Here is a 22,409-nt window from a genome sequence, read left to right on the forward strand (position 1 = left end):
GCCCTGTCAATCAAGCGGCTAGGAGCCGGCATCTTTGCTTCTATTATACCGAATATTTGGAGAAGGAATGTTCAGTAAATGTTCACGGAGTATAAAATGATAAAAAGCGGAGGATTCCTCCCCCGCTTTTTATCATTCATTATATGGATAATAGCCTGCTCAGGCTTAGCTTAGTCAACGATTTCAGCCGTGTCGCCGTTGCTTGCTCCTGCAGCGTTCGCTTCGTCCGTATCGATATGCATATCGAGCGCAAAATTTTCAGACACGCGGGCAATGACGTTCTCCAGAACGAGGCCGCGTTCTCCGCCAAGGCGGACTTTGAGCAGCTGCTTGTCGGCAATGCCCCATTTCGCGGCATCGGAGGTATGGAAATGAATGTGACGGGCCGCCACAATAACACCCTTCTCCAGTACAACTTCGCCTGCCGGTCCTTTCAGCGTAAGGCCAGGCGTTCCTTCAATGCTGCCGGATTCGCGTACAGGCGCCTTTACGCCAATTGCGAAAGCATCCGTACGGGAAATTTCAACCTGCGAGGCCGGACGTACCGGTCCCAAAATTCTGACTTTATCGAATTTGCCTTTGCTGCCGATTACCGCAACGGTTTCGTTCGCAGCGAATTGTCCAGGTTGGGAGAGCGGTTTGAATTCAGTCAGCTGGTAGCCGGGTCCGAACAGCGCCTCCACATGTTCTTGCGTTAGGTGAATATGTCTAGCCGACACACCTACAGGTACTGTCTTACTCATTACTTCAGTCACTCCTTGTAGTTTTCTCTATTATCTGTACAAGCCAAGGAACATTATACAACTATTTAACCAAAAATAAAAAGGAACCTGCTCATCTTCAGGCTCCTTTTTGGGAATCGTTCGCATTTTCGTCAATTCATTTTGAGACGGATGTCTCCTTATTCAGCCTTCGGCGCAGAGGGCAGGTTGCTCGCCAGATAACTTACGGCATTCCCGTATAGCCATCCCTTAACCGATTCTTCGGAGTAATGACGCAGCAGCAGCTCCGCTAGAGCCGGATAGCGGCCCGGATGCTCCAAACCTTTAATCCAGGAGTCGATGCCGTCAAAATCGGAGCCGAACATCAGATGCTTTTCTCCTCCAAGAGTACAAATATGCTCGATATGTCTTAGCAGATCATCCGGCACAGCCTCCCCGCTATCCGTCACGAACCACGGCACAAAAGTAAGCCCCATACGCCCTTCCACGCTGATAACTGCCCTAATCTGCTCATCGGTTAAATTGCGCGGATGGGCGCAGATCGCCTTTGCATTAGAGTGGGACGCAATAAATGGCCGTTGAGAAAGCTCCGCCAGCTCCCAGAATCCGGCCTCCGACAGATGCGAGACGTCTAGCAGCATGCCACTTCCGTTGCACCACTCGACAAGCTCCCGGCCTTTTTCCGTAAAACCTCCGTTTCGCTTCTCAAGCACACCATCCGCCGCCCAGTTGGCGTAATTCCAAGTTAGTCCCAAAAAGCGTACGCCAAGCTCAAAGATCAGCTCCGCATAGAACAGATTTCCCTCCAAGCCGTCAGCTCCTTCAAGCGACAACATTCCCCAACAGGGACCTCCCCCCAAAGGATCAGCTAAACCGGCAGCCTCCTCCTTCCAGTGCAGCGGCCGAAGCCCTCCCCTGTCCACCACTTTGCTCCGGTAAAGTTCAATTTGCTTCAGCACATGCTCAAACCGGGGTTTCCCCCACTTCTGTGACAAATAAATGGCAAAGCACTGCATCCGCAAACCGCCGACCCGCAGTCTCTCTCCGGTCACATCCAGCCGTCCATCAGCCATAAAATCAATGGAGGGATTCTCCAGCATCTTGCTCAGCGCATCACAATGAAAATCCACTACCGGGAAATGAACTTTTCCCTGTCCCTGCGGTTCTACTGGATTCATCGGTCTGTCCTCCTTTTTTACCCAAAGCAAAAAACCTGTTTACTGGCGTAAACAGGCAACATTTGTGCTTCTATTTATTATCTGGGCTCAACAATTAATTTAATGGCAGTGCGGTCTTCCCCATCAATGACAATATCGGTAAAGGCTGGGATGCAAATCAGGTCGACGCCGCTGGGAGCGACAAATCCCCGGGCAATAGCAACAGCTTTAATCGCTTGATTCAGAGCTCCTGCTCCAATGGCCTGAAGTTCGGCCGCCCCACGTTCGCGAAGAACACCTGCTAATGCGCCGGCAACGGAATTCGGATTGGATTTAGCTGATACTTTTAATACATCCATAGTAAGTACCTCCCCTGGGATAAATAATGGTGTTCTTCCACTACTTTGATGTTATTCGCGTGCAAAAGAAAAATTCCTTCTTTTTGCGAACCCCTTTGCAGAAATTGGTACAAAAGATGCTGTTAAGCGATATAAAAAAGATCACACTTTTTCCCTAGCCGAAAAAACCTGTCCGAAATACCTACATTCCATCCTTTCGTCCTAATCCATTACCCACTCGTCTTCGCGCATTCGAATCTTTTCCAGACGCTTCGCTTTGCCGGAGTCCTCGTCCAGCTCCACAAACAATCCGTGAAGCATCCATTTTCCCTCATCCACCACAAAACGGGACGGAAGCTGGGTTGTGAATTTATAGAGTACCGCATCTTTTTCCATACCCAAAATTCCTTCTCTTGAACCAACCATGCCCGCATCGGTCAAATAAGCCGTCCCTCCAGGCAAAATAATGTCATCATTGCTCTGAACATGGGTATGAGTACCTACGACAATAGATGCACGTCCATCCATGAACCAGCCCATTGCTATTTTCTCGGATGTGGCTTCCGCGTGAAAATCGACCAAAATGCACTTGTGCTGTCTCCGCAGTTCTTCCACAATTTCTTCACCGATCCGGAAAGGACAATCGATTGCCGGCAAAAAGGTACGCCCCTGCAAATTGACGATTGCCAGCTGCTTACCGTTTCCTTTGACCACTGTATAACCTAGGCCGGGTGTACCCGGAGGAAAATTGGCCGGACGCACCATACGCGGCTCATCATCGATAAATTCAAAGATGTTCTTGTTATCCCATGTGTGATTGCCCATCGTGATCCCATGAACGCCCCAATTGAAAAATTCATTCGCAATGGCTGATGTGATACCTCTTCCGGCTGCGGCATTTTCGCCATTGACGATAATAATATGCGGCTGGTATTTGCTCTTCAGGGAAGGAAGCATTTCCCGCAGCGCTTTGCGACCGGTATTGCCTACAATGTCGCCGATAAATAAAACTTTAATGTCGATCTCCTCCTACTGTAAAAAACACCGGTTTCTCGCAGAAATATAAGACAAAATGATAAGCGCTCAGCTTACAAATTCTTATATTTTAAAGAAAAGTGGCGCCTTAAAGGCGCCACTTCTCTGATTATGCCTATTTAGCGTACTCAACCGCCCGTGTCTCGCGAATAACAGTGACCTTGATATGACCCGGGTAGTCCAGTTCATTTTCAATCGTCTTCGTAATATCACGCGCCAGCCGGAAAGCTTCGGCATCGTCGATCTTGTCAGGCTGCACCATTACGCGGACCTCACGGCCGGCTTGAATCGCATATGACTTCTCGACGCCTTCGAAAGATTCGGAAATCTCCTCCAGCTTCTCCAGACGCTTGATATACGTTTCCAGCGTTTCCCGGCGTGCTCCCGGTCTTGCCGCCGACAATGCGTCAGCCGCACCAACCAGCATAGCGATAACCGAGGTCGCTTCTGCATCGCCGTGATGGGAAGCAATGCTATTAATGACAACAGGATGTTCTTTATATTTCTTAGCAAGCTCCACGCCAATCTCGACGTGTGAGCCTTCCACCTCATGATCCAGCGCTTTGCCGATATCATGAAGCAGTCCCGCGCGTTTGGCTAGCACGATGTCTTCCCCAAGCTCACCGGCCATCAGCCCGGTCAAATAAGCAACCTCCATGGAGTGCTTCAATACGTTCTGACCATAGCTTGTACGGAATTTCAGTCGACCGAGAATTTTGATCAAATCCGGGTGCAGACCATGAACGCCAACCTCGAAGGTGGCTTGCTCGCCATATTCTCGAATCCGTTCATCCACTTCCTTACGCGATTTCTCGACCATTTCTTCGATACGCGCCGGATGAATACGTCCGTCTGCCACTAGCTTCTCCAGTGCCGTACGGGCCACTTCCCGGCGAATCGGATCAAATCCTGACAAAATAACCGCTTCTGGCGTGTCGTCGATGATGAGGTCAATCCCGGTGAGGGTTTCCAGAGCCCGGATATTCCGGCCTTCGCGCCCGATTATCCGTCCCTTCATTTCCTCATTCGGAAGTGTAACGACGGATACCGTTGTTTCCGCCACATGATCGGCGGCGCAGCGTTGAATAGCTAGGGTAATGATCTCGCGGGATTTCTTGTCCGCTTCTTCCTTCGCCTGCTGCTCAATATCCTTGATCATCTGTGCGGTTTCATGCCGAACTTCCTGTTCCACATTGGAAAGAATAATACTTCTGGCGTCTTCCATGCTCAAATTGGAGATACGCTCCAATTCAGCAACCTGATTTTTGTAAATTACATCGATTTGCTGCTGGGTTTCGTCAATTCGTTTCTCTTTGTTAGCCACTTGTTCTTCTTTTCGTTCAAGCGATTCCATTTTTTTATCCAGCGATTCTTCCTTTTGCAGCAACCGTCTTTCCTGACGTTGGATTTCATTCCGACGCTCACGAGTTTCCTTCTCAGCCTCGGTACGGATTCTGTGGACTTCGTCCTTGGCTTCCAATACCGTTTCCTTCTTCAGCGCCTCCGCTTCCTTCTTCGCGTTCTCCACGATTACGGCAGCGGCCTGTTCCGCGCTGGAAATCTTAGCTTCTGCAAGGGATTTCCGAATAAAATAACCGAACCCAAAGAATAATGTCGCTACAACGAGAACGATGATGACCCAGATCCAGGTGTCCATCTGTTTCACCTCCTCGTTGGTTCCTCCAAGGCATTCCTTGGGATTGTGCAGTTGTCAAACTATCCGTTCATCACCATACAAAAAAAACGGTAAATTCACCGATTGCCGAACTGCACATGATTCACATGCACACTGCCCGCCGCATCCGGCGATTACATTTCATATGAGTTGATACGCGAATCGTTTAGAAAAAGATGGCCTTTTTGGGAAGGAAAAAGGATTCTTATTTTATGCCGATTCATGTTATATTTTATTATTTATAAAAAGACATTGTCAAGAGAGCCAATCCCGGGCGCAAAGTCAAGGGAGTCAGTCAAACTCGCAAAACTCATCCTCCGCTCCGTCCATGTCCTGCCACAGTGAATGAAGGACACTTCGGACAATTTCGCCCGAAAATCCGCGTCTCATCAAAAAAGCGCCTGTCTTCCTTCTCTTGTCAGCGGCCTCGCCCTTGATCGAATTCCACTTCTTGCGCCCCAGCTCCAGTGCGCTTTGCCGCTCCTGCTCAGCGCTGATTCCATCCAGTGCCTCGGCAATGACCGACTTATCAATGCCTTTCCCTCGCAGCTCGTGACGAACCCATAAGCGACCCTTGCGATGCCCGGTGATCCGCTGCTCCGCCCACTGCCTCGCATACTGGGTATCGTCAATCAACCGTTCACGCCCCAGCCGCTCCAGCACTTCGGCAATTATAGCTTCCCCGATTTCCTTCTGCCGCAAACGTCTTGCCATTTCCATCCCCGTCCGCGGCTTGCGTTCCAAATAACGCAAGCCTTCAACATAGGCCCGCTGCCGCTCATCAGCCAATACGATCTGCTGAAGGTCTTCCTTCGTGAACGCATTTCCGGAAATCATCCGGTACTTGATCATAATATCCTCGTGGACGCTCAGACTGAATGTCCCAAAATGAATAATATAGCGGTGATCGGATTTTTGCCCACGTTCCACCCTGGTTATCGCCAGCGGCTCATCGTCAGGGAACTGTGAGAGCGCATCTTCCTCCGGCTGCTCGCCTTCATAATCAAGCTGTATTGTCATATGTGTGCATCCTCCCTTCTACTCGTATAACCGCCTTGATGCAGCGAAGGGAGCATGATTCCCATATACTTCCTTTCCCGTATAAAAAAGACGCCCTATACGGTTATAAAGGGCGCCTCACTTTCAATAGATTATTCGATTTCGAGCAGTGCCTGTTCTTCCTGCTTCTCTGCTTCGATCTCCGCTTCCGTTGGAGGGGCGACGATTGTAGACAGATTGCTCGCTTCACGAATCTTATTCTCAATGACAAGCGCCAAATCCTGATGTTCCTTCAGGAACTGCTTCGCATTCTCGCGGCCTTGACCCAGCCGTTCACCTTCATAGGAGTACCATGCGCCGCTCTTGTTGACGATATCCATTTCCGTGCCAATATCGACGAGACTTCCTTCTCTGGAAATGCCTTCACCGTACATAATATCGATATCCGCCTGTTTGAACGGAGGCGCCACCTTGTTCTTTACAACCTTGATTCGCGTGCGGTTACCCACGATATCATTGCCCATCTTAATACTCTCTACGCGGCGCACATCAAGGCGAACCGTAGAGTAGAATTTCAATGCGCGGCCGCCGGGAGTCGTCTCGGGATTACCGAACATAACGCCGATCTTCTCACGAAGCTGGTTGATAAAGATAGCAATCGTCTTCGATTTGTTAATGGAGCCGGACAGCTTACGCAGGGCCTGGGACATCAGCCGTGCTTGCAAGCCGACATGGGAATCGCCCATCTCGCCTTCGATTTCAGCTTTCGGAACCAGCGCAGCCACGGAGTCTACCACAATAATATCTACCGCGCCGCTGCGGACAAGCGCTTCCGCAATCTCCAGCGCCTGCTCGCCGGTGTCCGGCTGGGACAGCAGCAGTTCGTCAATGTTAACGCCCAGTTTGCTTGCATAGCTCGGGTCCAGCGCATGCTCCGCATCAATGAAGGCGGCTTGTCCTCCGAGCTTCTGAACCTCCGCAATCGCATGTAGGGCAACTGTTGTCTTACCGGAGGATTCCGGTCCATATACTTCTATAATCCGGCCTTTGGGAAGTCCGCCAATCCCAAGGGCAATATCTAAAGCCAGCGATCCGCTGGGTACGATCTCAACTTGCATATGAGTCGATTCTCCCAGTTTCATGACGGAACCTTTACCGAATTGTTTCTCTATTTGACGAAGCGCCATTTCAAGCGCTGCACGACGATCTGACAATCAGATCACATCCTTTTCACTGTTATAATATCAGAAAGGTAAACCTTGTATTAATATTGTATCTTGTTTTGAAGTGTTTGCCAAGCATTTTTTCGAACATACATTCGTTTTTTTCAGCCTCCAGTTCGCATCTCCCTTTTATTGTAAGTTAAAAAACAAAAACCGCGGCAAAGAAATACAATGCCACGGTTCTTCCGTATGCTTCCATTATATAAGAGAAGAGCTGATCATTTCAAGCCTGAACCTTCGAGTGGCGTATCCGCCTTGCGTTCCGCCAGTCTGCGCCACAGCCGATACAAAATGGCCTTGACGGAGCGAATGCGGATATTGTCGCGGTTGCCTGACAGCCTAAGCTCGAATACTTCTGTCTTGCCGTCTTTCTCGGCGATGCCGATATAAACCAGACCGACAGGCTTGCGCTCAGAGGAGCCCGGACCCGCCACACCGGTAATCGACAGACCATAATCCGTACCGGTGGTAATTCTGACCTGCTCCGCCAGAACCTCAGCTACTTCGCGGCTAACCGCGCCGAAAGAGTCCGGTCCTTCCAAGTAATTCTTAGGCACATTCAGCAGCTTCTGCTTCATTTCATTGGAATAGCAAACAATGCCTCCCATAAACATGGATGAGCTGCCGGGAATGCTCGTAATGCTCTCCATCAGCAGTCCGCCCGTACAGCTCTCGGCGCAGCTCACGGTAAGTCCTTCATTCGTCATCCAATCCACGATTACCTTTTCCATCGGAACATCGGTAGAGGCGTACAAGTTCTCAGGAAGAATAGCTCTTATTTGTTCCTCCAGCGCATCCAGCTTCTCCATCGCTTCGCTGCGAGTAGGCGCCTTGGTGGAAATGCGCACCGTCACCTCGCCTTCTTTGGCATAAGGAGCGATCGTCGGATCGTTTTGGCCGTGAATAAGATTAATCAGCTTGTCTTCAAGCAGAGATTCCCCGATGCCGGCAAATTTAAGCATTTTGGAATAAAGGGGCATCTCATTCGTCAACGCATGCTGCTGAAGCCAGGGCTTGGCTTGCTCTGTAAACATCGGCTTCATTTCCCTTGGCGGTCCGGGAAGAACGATATAGTAGTTGCTCTCATGACGGATTGCAAGGCCCACAGCCAGTCCCGTCTCATTCGGAAGAGGCGTCGAATCGTCGATCACAAGCGCCTGCCGGCGATTGTTCTCAGTCATTGGTACCCCCCGGCCTTTGAAGAATCGGTCCACATGCTCCATCGCCATCTGATCGATGTGGAGTCCACGGCCCAGCGAAGCCGCCAAAGCATCCTTCGTCAGATCGTCCTCCGTCGGTCCGATCCCTCCTGTAAATAAGATGAGATCGGCGCGCCCCTTCGCGATTTCAATAGCCTCCTGCAGCCGGACACTGTTATCGCCTACCACAGTCTGAAAATAGACGTCAATGCCAAGAGCGGCAAGCTCGACGGACAGAAACTGGGCGTTGCTGTTCACGATTTGGCCGAGCAGCAGTTCCGTACCAACTGCAATAATCTCTGCTTTCATATCATCATTCCTCCCATGAGTTATCATCAGCCGTTACACGGATAGAAACGGGGCAATAGGTCTATTGTCTACTGCCCCGCTGCGGATCACGGCAAGCCGGCCCGATATTAAGCGTTATTCAGTTGAAGCAGCTCCTTATTTTTCACGAAATAATCGATGCCAGAGTAAATCGTAATCAAAGCGGCCGCCCAAATGGCAATCCTGTCAAAAGGGATACCGACGAACTGAAACGGAAAATTGTTAAGCAGCAGCAAGGAAATCGCAATAATCTGCACGATCGTCTTAATTTTGCCCCATCTGCTGGCCGCAACGACCTTACCATCCAGCAGCGCCACTTGACGCAGACCGGTAACGGCAAATTCGCGGCTGATAATGACGATGGCAATCCAGGAATCGCATCTGCCCAGCTCGACCAGCGAAATCAGCACCGCTGACACGAGCAGCTTATCGGCCAAGGGATCGAGCAGCTTGCCTAGATTGGTTACCATATTATACTTGCGGGCAATGTAGCCGTCGATACCATCCGTGCTTGCCGCCAGCAAGAAAATAATTGCGGCGATAAGGTGGTTGAACGAGAGCTGAAAGGAGCCCCAATGCAGCGGATTCGGGTAGAAGCTGAAATCGATCAGCAGGAAGAACATCATGATCGGAATCAGACATATTCGGGCAATGGTTATGCGGTTAGGCAAATTCACTGAAGCACTTCCTCCCCTGACAAATCATATTCGAAAGCATGGGTTATGCGGACCTTCGTAATCTCCCCGATGCCAATGCTGCTGCCCTTAACAAATACTTCTCCGTCAATCTCCGGCGCGTCATACTGCGAGCGTCCGATATAGACATCGCTGCGGCCGTCGTAGCGTTCTACTAGCACATCCAGAACTTGGCCCACAAACCGGCTGCCCCGATCCTGGGTAACCTTGCGCTGAAGCTCCATCAGCGTGTTGGCGCGCCATTCCTTCACTTCATCCGGCACCTGGTCCGGCAGGCGCGAAGCCGGAGTTCCCTCTTCGTTGGAATAAGTAAATACCCCCAGCCGATCAAAACCGACTTCGCTTACAAACTCACACAAGCGCTGAAAATCCTCTTCAGTCTCGCCGGGGAAACCGACAATGAGCGAAGTGCGCAGCGACACGCCGGGGATCATCTCCCGAATCCGGGCGATCAGTTCGCGGATATCCCGCTGGCGGCCGGGTCTGCGCATGCGTTTGAGAATCGAGTCTTCACTATGCTGAAGCGGTATATCCACGTATTTGCAGATCTTCGGATTATTCGCCATCGTCTGAATCAGCTCTTCGGTGAAAAATCCGGGATAAGCATAATGCAATCTGACCCATTCGATCCCTTCCACTTCGCTTACGCGATCAAGCAGCTCGGGCAGCTTGAACTCCTCGTACAGATCGGTTCCGTAATTGGTCGAGTCCTGAGCGATCAGGCTGATCTCCTTTACCCCTTGCACTGCGAGTGTTCTGACCTCGGCCAGAATCGACTCTATGGAACGGCTGCGGAACGCTCCGCGCATAATCGGGATGCTGCAGAACGTGCAATTGTTGTCGCAGCCTTCCGCAATTTTGACATAGGTAGTATAACGCGGCGTCGATACCTTGCGGGGCAGCGCCTCCTCATAATTAAAGACCGGATTGCCAACCCATACCGGCCTGCTTCCTCTCACGGCTTCATCAACAATCTGAACGATGTTGTGAAAATCTCCCGTTCCGACGATTCCGTCGATCTCGGGCATTTCCTCCATCAGCTCCGTCTTGTAGCGCTGGGTTAAGCAGCCCGATACGATCAGCGCCTTGAGATTGCCGCTCTCTTTTAGCTCCGCAAGCTCAAGAATCGTGTTGACGGATTGCTCTTTGGCTTCATCGATAAATCCGCACGTATTTACAATAATGACGGTAGCTTCTTCCTTACGGTCCACAAGCGCATATCCACGTTCATGAACCAGGCCGGACATAATCTCCGAGTCTACCAAATTTTTTTCGCAGCCGAGTGTAACAATGTTAATCTTTTCTGTCATTAGTCATCCTCCAAATAATACAAAACACGTATCCACATTTTCTTAAGCAAGTATAATATAGCCGGAATTCGGCTGTCAAAAACACAAAGCACCCCGCAGATCTTCGCTTTGTGAGCGCGCTGCGGGGCACGGAATCATTATTTCAGGTTAGTGTACTGCAAATCAAGCGGCAAGTCAGCCTTGTTAAGAAGCTGGATAATTTGCTGCAGATCGTCTCTGCTCTTACCGGTGACGCGAATCTGATCGCCCTGAATTTGGCTCTTAACCTTCAGCTTGGAATCACGGATCAGCACATTGATCTTCTTGGCGTTATCCTGATCGATCCCCTGTTTAAGTCCGAGCCGCTGGCGAACCGTCCCCAAGGAGGCAGGCTCGATTTTGCCAAAGTCAAGATTCTTGAGCGTAATGCCCCTCTTAACCATCTTCGACTGCAAAATATCAATGACAGCGTTCAGCTTATACTCGTCGTCCGATACAATGATCAGCGCGTCTTTTTCCAGCTTAAGGCTGCTCTTGCTCCCCTTGAAATCGAAGCGGTTTTGAATCTCTTTTTCCGTCTGATGAATCGCATTGGTCAATTCCTGAATATCCATTTTGGACACAATATCGAATGAACTTTCCGAAGCCATATTTCCACGTCCTTTTATGTGCGTTATTTCAGCTACTATTATATGAAAAAGACAAGGCCAAGTCTAACTGCGGGTAGTATTTAGCCCGAACATACAATCCTTATATTTCAAAAAAACGCCTCCTTACAAAGGGCAATTCCCCTTTTGCTGGAGGCGCCCTGCGGCATGCCTGTTATCTGCTTTGAATCGGACTTCTGAACATATCCAAGATCCCCAGCACGATATGCGCAAGACCGAAACCCAGGATTCCGTAACCCCAGGCTCCGGGTGTTAAGTAGTAACCAAGCAGGCTCACAATTATGCCCAAGATGATTACAATCCAGCTGACCGTCATCGATGCCACACCTCGCTTTGATGGATGAACTGTTAACTATTTCTTAGGTTATCCATAGCAGCAGAGTCTATGCGCATCAATTAGCTTATTGGGCGGTGCTTCCATCAGCGGGTACACCGCTGTCAGTCGTTTGCCCGTTCGTACTGTCCGCCGGCGTTTCGGTTGCATTCGCTGATCCCGCGCCGCTGTCGAGCTCGAGCAAAATACGAGAGGTAGTTTTTCCGTCCGTGACGACCTGCCCGTTCACCGTAATCTGCGTAGCGGGAGAGTTGCCGGATTTAATATAAATGCCTTCGCTGCCCAGCGTAAAGGTCTTGGTATCTCCAGAGGCCGTGTTGCCAAAAGAAAGCTTCTCGCCTCTCGAATTGGTTCCTTTATATACCTCAAGCCAGCTAACGCCTGTCGCTGTAATGACAACTTGCGGATTGGTACCCGTCACCTTAAAGACGGTTGTCTTGCCTGATTTCCGGTCCTGAACTACCGTGCCGTCTTCCGCAGCCGGTGAAGGTGAAGGTGACAGCGACGGCGAAGGAGATGGGGACGGCGAAGCGGTGGCCTCGCTTCCTGCTCCTGCTGACGCGGACGGCGTCGGTGCCGCAGCTTCTGCGGAAGCAGGGCCAGCGGACGGTGCCGCCGCAGGACTCTGTGTCTGTGTGCTCGTAGTAATCGGATTAGGGTCGGTCTGCTGGTTATCCGATTTGCCCCAGTTCGAAGCATACATATAAATAACCACTATAATCAATACCGGAAAAATCCACATTAAGAGTGTCGGAACCCATTTGGCATTCCGCTCGGTCTCGGGTCTGCGGCTGCGCTTTTGGAGCACCGTTTCCATAGTGGAAGGCTCCTCTTTGGGCACAGGAACACTTCCGGGCTCTTGTATAAGCTCATCGGGATTAACCCCAACCGCCTCCGCATAGGTCTTGATAAAAGCCCGCACGTAAAAACTGCCGGGAAGCACCTTATAGTCTCCCGTCTCAATAGCTTCCAAATATTTCTTGCGAATTTTCGTTACTTCCTGCACATCGTCAAGACTCATTCCCTTTTGCAGACGAGCCTCCTTCAATTGCCGGCCCAGTTCCGACATGCCTTTGCCTCCTCCTCGTGTTCCCTCTATTTATAAATCGTCGCTGTAGCTGGATGTGATTGTATCGTAAAGGATTTCTTCCCCAGGATTATTGCGCAGCTCGACCAGAATGTCAAAATCGTCATATGTGTATTCTGATTCGCGGACAAAAATGTCCGGGTGCTCAATAACCTTCGTACTCGGCATAGACATGATATCTTTTAGCAGATTGTAATGCTTCTCATTGGAGCGAATCGTGCTGACAATACCATCGATAATAAAAATATTATTCGGATTCATCTCATCCTCGGCAAGCTGGCTGCGGACGGTCTGCCGGAGCATCGTCGAGGAAACGAAGGTCCAACGCTTCATTGCGCATACACTGCCGGCGATAATCGATTCCGTCTTGCCTACCCGTGGCATTCCCCGAAGGCCAATGACCTGATTGCCGTCACGTTTGAACAGCTCTCCGAGGAAATCAACCAGCAGGCCCAGCTCATCCCGGGTAAACCGGAACGTCTTCCGGTCATCTGAATCCCGGTCGATATATCTTCCGTGCCGTACGGCCAGTTTGTCAACCAAGCGCGGTGAACGCAGAGCGGTTACCGTTATATTTTCAACCTTTTTGAGCATTTCGCCCATCAGCCGGATCTTCTCATCATCGTTCGTTTCAAGCAGCATGCCCCGCGTCTTATCCTCCACTCCGTTGATGGTCAGTATATTGACCTCCATCATACCGAGCATCGAAGCGATATCGCCGAGCAAACCGGGTCTATTCTTATGTATCTTGTATTCCATGTACCATTCTTTGTATTCCAATTTGTACACCTCGTAATGTAAATTCCCTGTCCCGAGCCTTGATTCGCCAGAAAACGCCAAGAAGCGACACACCACAGGTTCACGGGTCATGTTAATGATATATAAAATGAAATTGAAAGGCAAGGTCGAATGGTCTGACAATTGCAGAAAAGCTCCCTCGAGGGGGAGCTTGTTCCGCCGGGCTATGCGTTCTGCTTCGCCAGCTTGACCATGAGGGAGGCAATCGTATGCCGCTGGCTTTCGTCGCCCACATCCCACAGCTCTTTGATCGCCCGGTTGGAGGCGTTTTGCGGGTCTACCTTCTTGTCGAGGAATTCCCCGATTTCATAAGCGAGCTCGGCAATAGTGCTTTCGCTCATGCCTACTTTCTCGGCCTGCACAACCCGTTCACCCAGAAAATTCTTCCAGGTATCATAGTTCCTGATTACGGTCGATTCTGTTGACATATTAAATCCTCCTTCGTGTTGATGACCTTGCTTACCCTTAGGCCGCAGGCCATTTGCGCTTAAGATTTAAAAGCAACAGTCATAATATGCCCTCGAAGAAAACTTGTTATGCTTAGGTCTTTCCCCAACGTCAGGTAACCCAGCCCCCATTTGGGCTAATAATTTGTCCATTGATATATCCCGATTCCGGCAGAGCCAAAAAATACACAAGCGAAGCGACTTCTTCCGGCGAGGCAAGCCTGCCTGCGGGAATTTCTTCTTCCAGCATGCGAACCTCATCCTCCGATAAATTATCCAGCATCGCTGTGCGCACCGCGCCCGGAGCCACCGCGTTCACCGTTACGCCTGAAGGCGCCAATTCCTTGGCCAGCGCCTTAGTAAAGGCGTTAACGCCGCCCTTGCTCGCAGAGTAGGCCACTTCGCAAGATGCGCCCGAAATCCCCCATACGGAAGAAACGTTGATAATCCGTCCATACCGCTGCGAAACCATATAAGGCATAAAAATCTGGCTGCAAAGAAACGTCCCTTTCAGATTAACGGCCAAACAATCGTCCCATTCCTCTTCGGTAAGATCGGCAAGCATGCCGTAATGGGCTCTGCCGGCATTGTTGACCAATATGTCCGGCTGCATACCGCTGGCCGTAATCCGTTCAGCCATGCGCTGGAGCTGGCTGCGGTCTCTTAAATCGGCGGCCACGGTCATGACCTGTGAACCGGCGTTCATACAGCGCCGCGCCACCTCGTTGGCCGCTTCATGGGAATTCATATAGTGAATCACAATATTCATCCGTGCCGAAGCAAAGCGCTCGGCAATAGCGCCGCCAATCCCTCCGCTGCCGCCGGTAATAAGCACCGTCGTTTGTCCGAGCGGCTTGCCGCTCGCTCCCACAATATTCACTACGGGTTCACCACCACGGATACGGCAAGCTGATCCCAGTCGATGTGCTCGCGCAGCCGGTCATTTACTTCATCCAATGTGATCGATTCGTATTCCGGGACGACGCCGAAGAAGTCGCCGCCGCGGAACTGATAACGCGTAAATTCATGGGCAATGCTCTCCGGAGAGTTCAGCATGCGCAAATGTCCGCCGATTTTCTTGTTGCGGGCCCGGATAAAATCGCGTTCAGAGAAGCCCGCCCTAAGAACAGCGTCAATCTCTTCCCTGATCCGTTTGAGCAGCAGATTGGGGTCCTTCGTATCGCCGCCGATCGCGGAGAAGGCGTACTGCGGCGAGCTGTTGAATTCATGTCCGAAGCTGTCGGAAATGAGTTCTTCGTCGTACAGCTTCTGGTACAGAGCGGTACTGCTGCCAAGCAGGAGGTCAAGCATTAGCTTGGTCGTCAAATCGCGCCGCACCGCGGCTTTGCCTGTCAGCCCGGTCTCTTTTTCCTTGAAACCGAACAGACACTTAGGCATGGACACCGCCAGCTTGTTCTCCAGCCGCTGCTGGCCAACTTGTTCCGGCTCCCGTTCAAAAATCCGTTCGATCTCGCCCTGCGATTCGTAAACTTTCCGGCTTTGATTGTCGCGCACCAGCTTAAAGACAGCTTCCGGATCTACGCCGCCGACGATAAAGAGCAGCATGTTGCTCGGATGGTAAAAAGCATTGTAGCAGGTATAGAGAGTTTCTTTGGTAATTGACGAGATGGATTCCACTGTGCCGGCGATATCGATCCGTACCGGATTTTTCTGATACATTGCTTCGATCAGCCCGAAATAGACGCGCCAGTCCGGATTGTCGGCATACATGTTGATTTCCTGGCCTATGATGCCCTTTTCCTTCTCCACATTCTGGTCTGTAAAATAGGGACGCTGCACAAAATCGATCAATGTTTCGATATTCGTCTCTATTTTTTCTGTGGCGGAGAACAGGTAAACCGTCTGCTCAAAGCTCGTAAAAGCGTTGGCTGACGCTCCGTTTGATGCAAAAGTGGCGAAGATGTCGCCCTCCGGCTCCTCGAACATTTTATGCTCCAAAAAGTGGGCGATGCCATCCGGCACCGATGTTTCCTCGCCTCCGGCCACACGGAAGTGATTATCCACCGAACCGTATTTAGTCGCAAACGTGGCGTATGTTTTTCTGAAACCCGGCTTTGGAAGAACGTATACACTCAGCCCGTTATCCAAAACTTCGTAATATAGCGTTTCCTGAAGCCTGTCATAATGGATCTGCTCCACAACTACTCCTCCTTCTGTCCTGTCAGGAAATAGATCGTATCCAGCTGGACGGTGTCGGCAGCCCGTTTCACGTCCTCCGCGCCGGAAGCTTCCACCTGGCTCATCAGTTCTTCCGCAGAACGGTCTTTGCCGGACAGCTGGCGGTTGAAGTCGAATGCAATCATTTCAAAGGCGGAGTCCTGGATTTCCAAGAGCAGGTTGCGTATCATCGCCTTAGTCTGGTTCAGCTCCAGATCGCTGATATTTCCTTTTTTCATTTCATCTAGCTGCTTGCGGATAATGTCCACGGCTTTGCCGTAGTTCTCGATTTCAATACCCGACTGAATCGTGGCAATTCCTTTATGTCCGTCGTAGCGGGAAGACGCATAGTAAGCCAGACTCTCCTTCTCCCGGACATTGACGAACAGCTTGGAATGCGGATAGCCGCCCAAAATACCGTTGTACATTAAAGCGTGCGCATAGGCGTCGTCCCTGTAAGTAATGGAAGTCCGCAAACCCATGTTCAGCTTGCCTTGACCGACATCCATCCGTTCTTCCACCGTGCGAACGTCCGTAACGGTCTTAGGGGAGAATCGGGATTGATACTGGGAGGATGCTGTTCGGCCGCCAAAGCCAAAATGCCGCTCTACCAGCTTCTCAACTTCTTCAGGCGTCGTGTCGCCAACGACATACAGATCGAGAATCGCTCCTTCCAGCCAAGAAAGATAGGACTGATACAGCGAGTCCGGGGTAATAGCGTCCAGATCCGCCCTTTGTCCGAGCGGATGCAGCCGATACGGCTCTTCCCGGCACATTTCCTCGATGCAGCGCTCGGCCGCGTAACGGATTTTGTCATTGACGATAGCCTCCAGCTTCTTGCGGACAGTCTCGCGCTCCGTTCCCACATAAGAAGCCCTGAAGCTGCTGCCTTCCAGTACAGGCTGTGTAAGCACTTCTCCCAAAAAAGCGAAGGATTCGCCTAGCAGACTCTCCTTGCTCTGCACAAATGAATCATTGATCGTGTCCATCCGGAATTGGATGATCTGGTAATCGCCGCGCTTATACACGTCGAATCCGAATCCCGCTCCATACAGTTCTTCCAGCCGTTCGCGGAACTGGGTTGTCTCCGGATAAGATGCCGTACCCCGGCGTAGAACGAACGGAATCAGCGCGGTGGGGGTCACGGTCTCTTCGGCCAAGGGAAGGCCGGCATACAGCGATATCGCATAAGTCTTAAACGTCTTCGTCGGCAGCACATGAATCCGGATGCCTCCTACGTTGCCATGCTGGAATACGTGATTTGTCAAGTTGAAAACTCCTTTACTGCCTGGATAGATGCTTTTAAACCATATTTATGAAGTAATATTTATTCTAAACCATTCCAAAGTAAGGAAGCAACCGAAAGACAAGTCTTCCGATTGCTCCTGGGGGTTCGATTACATACAGAAAATATGCTCGCCGATCGTCTTCACCTGCGGTCTTGTCCAGATCCATTTGGAGGTTGCGGTCTTCGGATTGAAGTAATACAGACAGCCTCCCGTCGGGTCCCAGCCGTTGAGCGCCTGCTGAACCGCTTTGCGCGCCTGCTCATTGGGCGTCAGATAAATCTGTCCGTCGGCGACGGCGGTAAATGCTCCGGGCTGGAAAATAACGCCTGAAGGCGTGTTCGGAAAACTTGGGGATTTTGTCCGGTTCAGAATAACTGCGGCGACGGCCACCTGTCCTTCAAACGGTTCCCCCCGAGACTCCCCGTAGACGGCATTTGCCATGATCCTCAAATCGTTCTCCGACAAGCCCATTGTATTTCCGGACGCCAATTCATCGGTAGTGTTTGCCTCGTTTGTTGTTCTCTTGGCGGTCTTCGGTTCCGTAGGACGCCAGTTCTTAGTTGCATTGTACAACCTCAGCTTCGTCTTTGCTCCGACGACACCGTCTGCCACCATGCCAAATTTCCACTGAAACCATTTGACGGAGTTTAATGTTTCGCTGCCGAATTGGCTGTCTATTGTGCCCGAGTAATATCCAAGGTGCTTCAAGCGTCCCTGAAGCTCGTATACATCTTGCCCGGAGGCGCCGTATTTAATGGGCACAGTGCTAAAAGCAGGCATCGCTTCATCGTAGGTCCCAGCCTCGGACGAAGAATTCGCAGCAGTCTGCGGAACTTTCGATGACGCCTTTCCTCCGGAGAAATGTTCAATCAGCGGAGCTGACGCAAGCGTAAGGGCTAGCACGGCAATAATCCATAGCTTCTGATTCTTCATTTGGCTTCGCTCTACCTTTCTCTTTTAAGTTCTGCATGGATGGCTAACGTTATTATGACGACAGCGCAAGAATCCTATGCACCGAAAGGAACGAAAAGAAAGGAGGATAAAATAATAAAAAGCGTTCCTTTTCCGTAGAAAAAGAACGCTTGGCTTAAACTGCTGCCATGCAGAATCAGGAACTGATCCGGCTTTGCTGGTACTGCTCCAGCGAGATCAGCACCTCCCGAGGCTTGCTGCCTTCGTACGGACCTATAACACCCCTGGCCTCCATGGAATCGATCAGTCTGGCGGCCCGGGTGTAACCGACGCGCATCCTGCGCTGCAGCAGCGATACCGAAGCTTGCTTGGCTTCAAGCACGATCTGCACCGCCTGCTCGTACAGTTCATCCTGCGGCTCCTCGGTTTCCGGAGCCGCATCATCCACTTCCGGAACGATAGACTCGTCATACTCCGCTTCGCCTTGGCTGCTGACATAATGGACGATCGCTTCCACCTCGGCATCGCTCATGAAAGCTCCTTGAACCCGAACCGGCTTGGAGGAGCCCATCGGCATGAACAGCATATCGCCGCGGCCTAGCAGCTTCTCTGCTCCCGCCATGTCCAGAATGGTGCGCGAATCAACCTGCGAGGAGACGCCAAAGGCGATCCGCGAAGGGATATTGGCCTTGATGACACCGGTGATGACATCCACCGAAGGGCGCTGGGTCGCAATAATCAAATGAATTCCCGCCGCTCGCGCCATCTGTGCCAGACGGCAAATGGCGTCTTCCACATCGTTCGCGGCAACCATCATCAAGTCGGCAAGCTCGTCCACAATTACGACGATATACGGCAGAACCGCCTCCGGGTTATCCTTCATCAGATTGTTATAGCCTTCCACATTCCGTGTTCCGGATTTGGAGAACAGCTCATATCTTTTCTCCATCTCAACCACAATTTTCTTGAGCGCCAGGCTGGCGCGTTTCGGGTCGGTAACGACAGGAGCCATTAAATGGGGAATCCCATTGTATACATTCAGTTCGACCATCTTCGGATCGACCATAAGAAACTTGACTTCATCCGGCTTGGCCTTGTACAGAATGCTGGTGATAATTCCGTTGATGCAGACCGATTTGCCGGAGCCGGTTGCCCCGGCGACAAGCAGATGGGGCATTTTGGCAAGATTTCCGATGATCGTCTGACCGGAAATGTCCCTGCCGAAAGCAATCGTCAGCCTAGCTTCGGCTTCCTGGAAAATCTGGGTTTCCATGACTTCTCTCATGGTAACCAACGATACCTCCGGATTCGGCACCTCGATTCCGATTGCCGATTTGCCGGGAATCGGCGCCTCCATCCGGATATCTTTAGCGGCGAGCGCCAAAGCGATATCATCGGTCAGATTGACGATCCGGCTGACCTTCACACCGATGTCAGGCTGAATCTCGTACCGGGTAACCGCCGGCCCCCGGACAACCTCCAGCACCTTAGCCCGGACGCCAAAGCTTTCCAGCGTCGCCTCAAGCTTGCGGGCCGTCTGCATGTAATCGTTCTGGTCGCCGGCTTTGCCGCCGTTACTCGGCTTCGACAGCAGCCGGAATGGCGGCAGCTTGTAAGGCTTAGGCGGAGGCGCCGGCTTGGGAGCCGGAGGTATATCTCCTTCAGCCTCTCCTTCCTTGCCGGTGCTTGCCTCAACAATAACGCCGTCTTCCCCGGAGACAGACCCTTCCGCCGCTTCCGCGAGGCTCAGGGCATCGGCAGGCTTCGCACTGCCCCGCGCAGCCGGCGAGAACTCGCTCCATTCCTCACGGTCCTCGTCGCTCAGTCCTTCCGCACGGATATGCTCGAAGAAATCGCGAATGATAGGAGCTGCAGATTCCAGTTCCTCGTTCTCAAAATCATAATCTTCATCCGGACCGGACCAATCCGATTGGGAAGGAATACCTGAAATGATCGGAATATTCCTATGCTCCTCGTCCCAATCATCCTCCCCGGACTCCGGCAAAGCTTCGCCTTCGGAGCGAGGAGTCTTGCGCCGCAGAAGTTTGTCGAAGAACTGCGGCGCTTTGCGGCTCGGAAGACCCGCTTCCAGCTCCTCCTCTTCCTCTTCTTCCTCCGGTTCCTCCTGCACCTTCTTTGGCCTTCCCCGGCCCGATACCGGTACCACCTGTGGGCGGTTAGCGGCTCTAAGCCGAATGCCTTCCGCAAGCTTGACCGCCCGGATTCTCAGTATTCCGAACAGCTCGATATAGGAGAGATTCGTAACCAGCATAAAGCTGATCGCGAGCATAACGATCATAAGCAGCTTGGCGCCGAGTGTCCCGAACAACCACAGCAGCACAGCGAATTCCAATCCGCCGAGATAGCCGCCGCTTATATCTTTGCCCAGCATATAGATGCTGCCGTCATTCACGGCTGGAGTCAACGCCCCGGCCAGATCCTTCTGGGTCTGTGACAGCACGTTGCCCGGATGAAGCATGGATACCGGCCCAAGCTTCTGCTCCATAGCCGAAATGCTGCTCATCAGGCACATTGAGCATACCAGCAGCAGAACACCGCTGTGCCGGCTGCTCCAATTCGAAGGCCATTTCCGGTAGATCATGACCATTAATCCGTAATACATGCCGATGAGCGGCAATACGAAATAAAACCGGCCAAGAAGGTAAGCCGCCAAGCTTGATAATGAACGTCCCACCGCCGCCTCGCCGGATAAAGCTATAACCGAGAAGGTAATCAGAAGAATGCCATAAATCTCATATTTTAAAACACTGCCGAGCAGCGCTTTCTTTTTTTTCCGTTTTCTCCGTTTAGCCACGCCAGCCACCCCCGAATCAGTATTATACCATATAATGGCGTGGCGTACCTATGTTCTGTTTTGTCGGAAAATGCTGCTCTTGAATCAGAAGCCGCCTGATCCCCCGGACGAATATGAAATGATCTGTCCCGGCGCAAGACCCGGTTCCAGATAGCGGTGGAGCGGGCATTGCAGAAGTCTTACGATTCTGGCCCTGCCCTCGTCCAGCGGCTCAACCTGCATGACAATCCCTTGTACAGTAACTTCACGGAATGGGGGCGAAGCCTTAATGGCCCCTTCCCATACCTGATCGGCGGATATCACCGAATAAAGGATCATTGGGTCAACCCTCCCGTCTCGGCAGGGGCTCCTCTAAGAGCAATTAGTTCATTCAGTTTCGCCATTGCCGTGCCGATCCCGCCTATTTCGTCCATAAGTCCAAATGCAACGGCATCATGGCCTCCGACAGCCGTACCAATGTCTCTATTAAGCTCTCCCGTCTTAAACATCAGATCCTTGAAGCATTCTACGGAAATCCGCGAATGGGACGTGACGAACCGGACGACGCGCTCCTGCATTTTCTCCATGTACTCAAAAGTCTGCGGAACGCCGATGACGAGGCCGTTCATGCGGATGGGATGAATCGTCATCGTGGCGCTTTCCGCTATGATTGAATAGCTTGAGGATACCGCGATGGGAACCCCGATGCTGTGGCCTCCCCCAACAACGACGGTAACCGTCGGCTTGGACAGCGAAGCAATCATTTCCGCAATGGCAAGACCGGCTTCCACATCGCCGCCCACCGTATTCAGAATGATTAGCACCCCCTTAACTGTTTTACTCTGCTCAGCTGCGACCAGTTGGGGGATGATATGTTCATATTTGGTCGTCTTGTTATGCGGGGGCATGACGATATGTCCTTCGATCTGACCAATGATCGTGATGCAATAAATCTCCGGCTCGGTGGGTGGAACCGCCACTTGACCGAATTCTTTCACCGTGCTGATCGTGCCTCCGGCATCCTGAGTTCCTTCACCGCCCTGGTCTTCTCTCTCCGGAGGCGTTACCGGTTCCTCATTTCGGTAAGCTGTTTCGAAAGGTGTATTGCCATCCATACTCAGCGCTCCCTTGTTCGCTTGCACCAAAGCTCTTCAGCAAGCGTATGGTAATGAATCTCCCGTTAGTATGACTAATCGCACCCTGACATTATGCAGAGGTATAAATGAACGCATAAAAGCCCCTCT

At 51.5% G+C, this 22,409-nt stretch carries 22 protein-coding genes; all 22 read right to left on the minus strand.

The annotated features are described in order from the left end of the window. Positions 1-170: 170 nt before the first annotated feature. The 22 genes from pduL to VK70_RS11760 all read right to left on the minus strand — a co-directional run bounded on the left by pduL (position 171) and on the right by VK70_RS11760 (position 22,280). Positions 171-743, minus strand: coding sequence for a phosphate propanoyltransferase (pduL, locus tag VK70_RS11660; RefSeq protein WP_025697779.1), 573 nt, complete (start codon positions 741-743; stop codon positions 171-173). A gap of 158 nt (positions 744-901) precedes the next feature. Then, a complete protein-coding gene (locus VK70_RS11665; protein WP_025697781.1) occupies positions 902-1,900 on the minus strand; it encodes a dipeptidase in 999 nt (332 codons plus the stop codon). A gap of 77 nt (positions 1,901-1,977) precedes the next feature. Further along, positions 1,978-2,238 (minus strand): stage V sporulation protein S, encoded by a 261-nt coding sequence (locus VK70_RS11670; RefSeq protein WP_025335291.1) that lies wholly within the window; start codon positions 2,236-2,238, stop codon positions 1,978-1,980. A 201-nt stretch (positions 2,239-2,439) separates the two neighbouring features. Further along, the gene (locus VK70_RS11675) at positions 2,440-3,234 is read right to left on the minus strand and encodes a TIGR00282 family metallophosphoesterase (RefSeq protein WP_025697783.1); all 795 of its coding nucleotides are present in this window, start codon (positions 3,232-3,234) and stop codon (positions 2,440-2,442) included. A 133-nt stretch (positions 3,235-3,367) separates the two neighbouring features. Continuing rightward, positions 3,368-4,909: a ribonuclease Y gene (gene rny / locus VK70_RS11680; protein WP_025697786.1), complete on the minus strand. Its 1,542-nt coding sequence runs from the start codon at positions 4,907-4,909 to the stop codon at positions 3,368-3,370. Positions 4,910-5,218: 309 nt separating this feature from the next. Beyond that, the gene (locus VK70_RS11685; RefSeq protein ID WP_036641751.1) at positions 5,219-5,947 is read right to left on the minus strand and encodes a regulatory protein RecX; all 729 of its coding nucleotides are present in this window, start codon (positions 5,945-5,947) and stop codon (positions 5,219-5,221) included. Between the two features lie 131 nt (positions 5,948-6,078). Next, complete coding sequence (gene recA, locus VK70_RS11690; RefSeq protein WP_025697790.1) at positions 6,079-7,140, minus strand: recombinase RecA; 1,062 nt, start codon at positions 7,138-7,140, stop codon at positions 6,079-6,081. A gap of 227 nt (positions 7,141-7,367) precedes the next feature. Further along, entirely contained in the window at positions 7,368-8,657 is a 1,290-nt protein-coding gene (locus VK70_RS11695; protein ID WP_025697792.1) for a competence/damage-inducible protein A, read from the minus strand. 107 nt (positions 8,658-8,764) lie between these two features. Then, positions 8,765-9,352, minus strand: a complete 588-nt coding sequence (gene pgsA / locus VK70_RS11700) for a CDP-diacylglycerol--glycerol-3-phosphate 3-phosphatidyltransferase (protein WP_025697794.1) — start codon at positions 9,350-9,352, stop codon at positions 8,765-8,767. Continuing rightward, positions 9,349-10,680, minus strand: a complete 1,332-nt coding sequence (gene rimO, locus VK70_RS11705) for a 30S ribosomal protein S12 methylthiotransferase RimO (RefSeq protein ID WP_025697795.1) — start codon at positions 10,678-10,680, stop codon at positions 9,349-9,351. Before rimO ends, pgsA begins: the two co-directional genes overlap by 4 nt. A gap of 137 nt (positions 10,681-10,817) precedes the next feature. Next, positions 10,818-11,309, minus strand: coding sequence for a YajQ family cyclic di-GMP-binding protein (locus VK70_RS11710; protein ID WP_025690270.1), 492 nt, complete (start codon positions 11,307-11,309; stop codon positions 10,818-10,820). 172 nt (positions 11,310-11,481) lie between these two features. Next, entirely contained in the window at positions 11,482-11,643 is a 162-nt protein-coding gene (locus VK70_RS28545; protein ID WP_169733339.1) for a hypothetical protein, read from the minus strand. A gap of 85 nt (positions 11,644-11,728) precedes the next feature. Beyond that, on the minus strand, positions 11,729-12,730 hold the full coding sequence (locus VK70_RS11715; RefSeq protein ID WP_025697798.1) for a helix-turn-helix domain-containing protein: 1,002 nt from the start codon (positions 12,728-12,730) through the stop codon (positions 11,729-11,731). A gap of 30 nt (positions 12,731-12,760) precedes the next feature. Then, on the minus strand, positions 12,761-13,528 hold the full coding sequence (locus VK70_RS11720; protein ID WP_025697800.1) for a DUF3388 domain-containing protein: 768 nt from the start codon (positions 13,526-13,528) through the stop codon (positions 12,761-12,763). A 182-nt stretch (positions 13,529-13,710) separates the two neighbouring features. Continuing rightward, positions 13,711-13,974: a DUF3243 domain-containing protein gene (locus VK70_RS11725; RefSeq protein ID WP_025697802.1), complete on the minus strand. Its 264-nt coding sequence runs from the start codon at positions 13,972-13,974 to the stop codon at positions 13,711-13,713. Positions 13,975-14,104: 130 nt separating this feature from the next. Next, positions 14,105-14,872, minus strand: a complete 768-nt coding sequence (gene ymfI, locus VK70_RS11730; protein WP_025697804.1) for an elongation factor P 5-aminopentanone reductase — start codon at positions 14,870-14,872, stop codon at positions 14,105-14,107. Next, positions 14,872-16,152, minus strand: coding sequence for an EF-P 5-aminopentanol modification-associated protein YfmH (gene yfmH, locus VK70_RS11735; protein WP_025697806.1), 1,281 nt, complete (start codon positions 16,150-16,152; stop codon positions 14,872-14,874). Before yfmH ends, ymfI begins: the two co-directional genes overlap by 1 nt. Positions 16,153-16,154: 2 nt before the next feature. Next, positions 16,155-17,438: an EF-P 5-aminopentanol modification-associated protein YfmF gene (gene yfmF, locus VK70_RS11740; protein WP_046723314.1), complete on the minus strand. Its 1,284-nt coding sequence runs from the start codon at positions 17,436-17,438 to the stop codon at positions 16,155-16,157. Positions 17,439-17,567: 129 nt separating this feature from the next. Then, on the minus strand, positions 17,568-18,392 hold the full coding sequence (gene sleB, locus VK70_RS11745; protein ID WP_025694770.1) for a spore cortex-lytic enzyme: 825 nt from the start codon (positions 18,390-18,392) through the stop codon (positions 17,568-17,570). A 175-nt stretch (positions 18,393-18,567) separates the two neighbouring features. Further along, on the minus strand, positions 18,568-21,186 hold the full coding sequence (locus VK70_RS11750; RefSeq protein ID WP_025694771.1) for an FtsK/SpoIIIE family DNA translocase: 2,619 nt from the start codon (positions 21,184-21,186) through the stop codon (positions 18,568-18,570). 84 nt (positions 21,187-21,270) lie between these two features. Then, positions 21,271-21,504: a YlzJ-like family protein gene (locus VK70_RS11755; protein ID WP_025694772.1), complete on the minus strand. Its 234-nt coding sequence runs from the start codon at positions 21,502-21,504 to the stop codon at positions 21,271-21,273. After that, complete coding sequence (locus VK70_RS11760) at positions 21,501-22,280, minus strand: ClpP family protease (RefSeq protein ID WP_025694773.1); 780 nt, start codon at positions 22,278-22,280, stop codon at positions 21,501-21,503. Before VK70_RS11760 ends, VK70_RS11755 begins: the two co-directional genes overlap by 4 nt. Positions 22,281-22,409 lie beyond the last annotated feature (129 nt).

This window comes from Paenibacillus durus ATCC 35681 (assembly GCF_000993825.1).
Classification (GTDB): domain Bacteria; phylum Bacillota; class Bacilli; order Paenibacillales; family Paenibacillaceae; genus Paenibacillus_AQ; species Paenibacillus_AQ durus_B.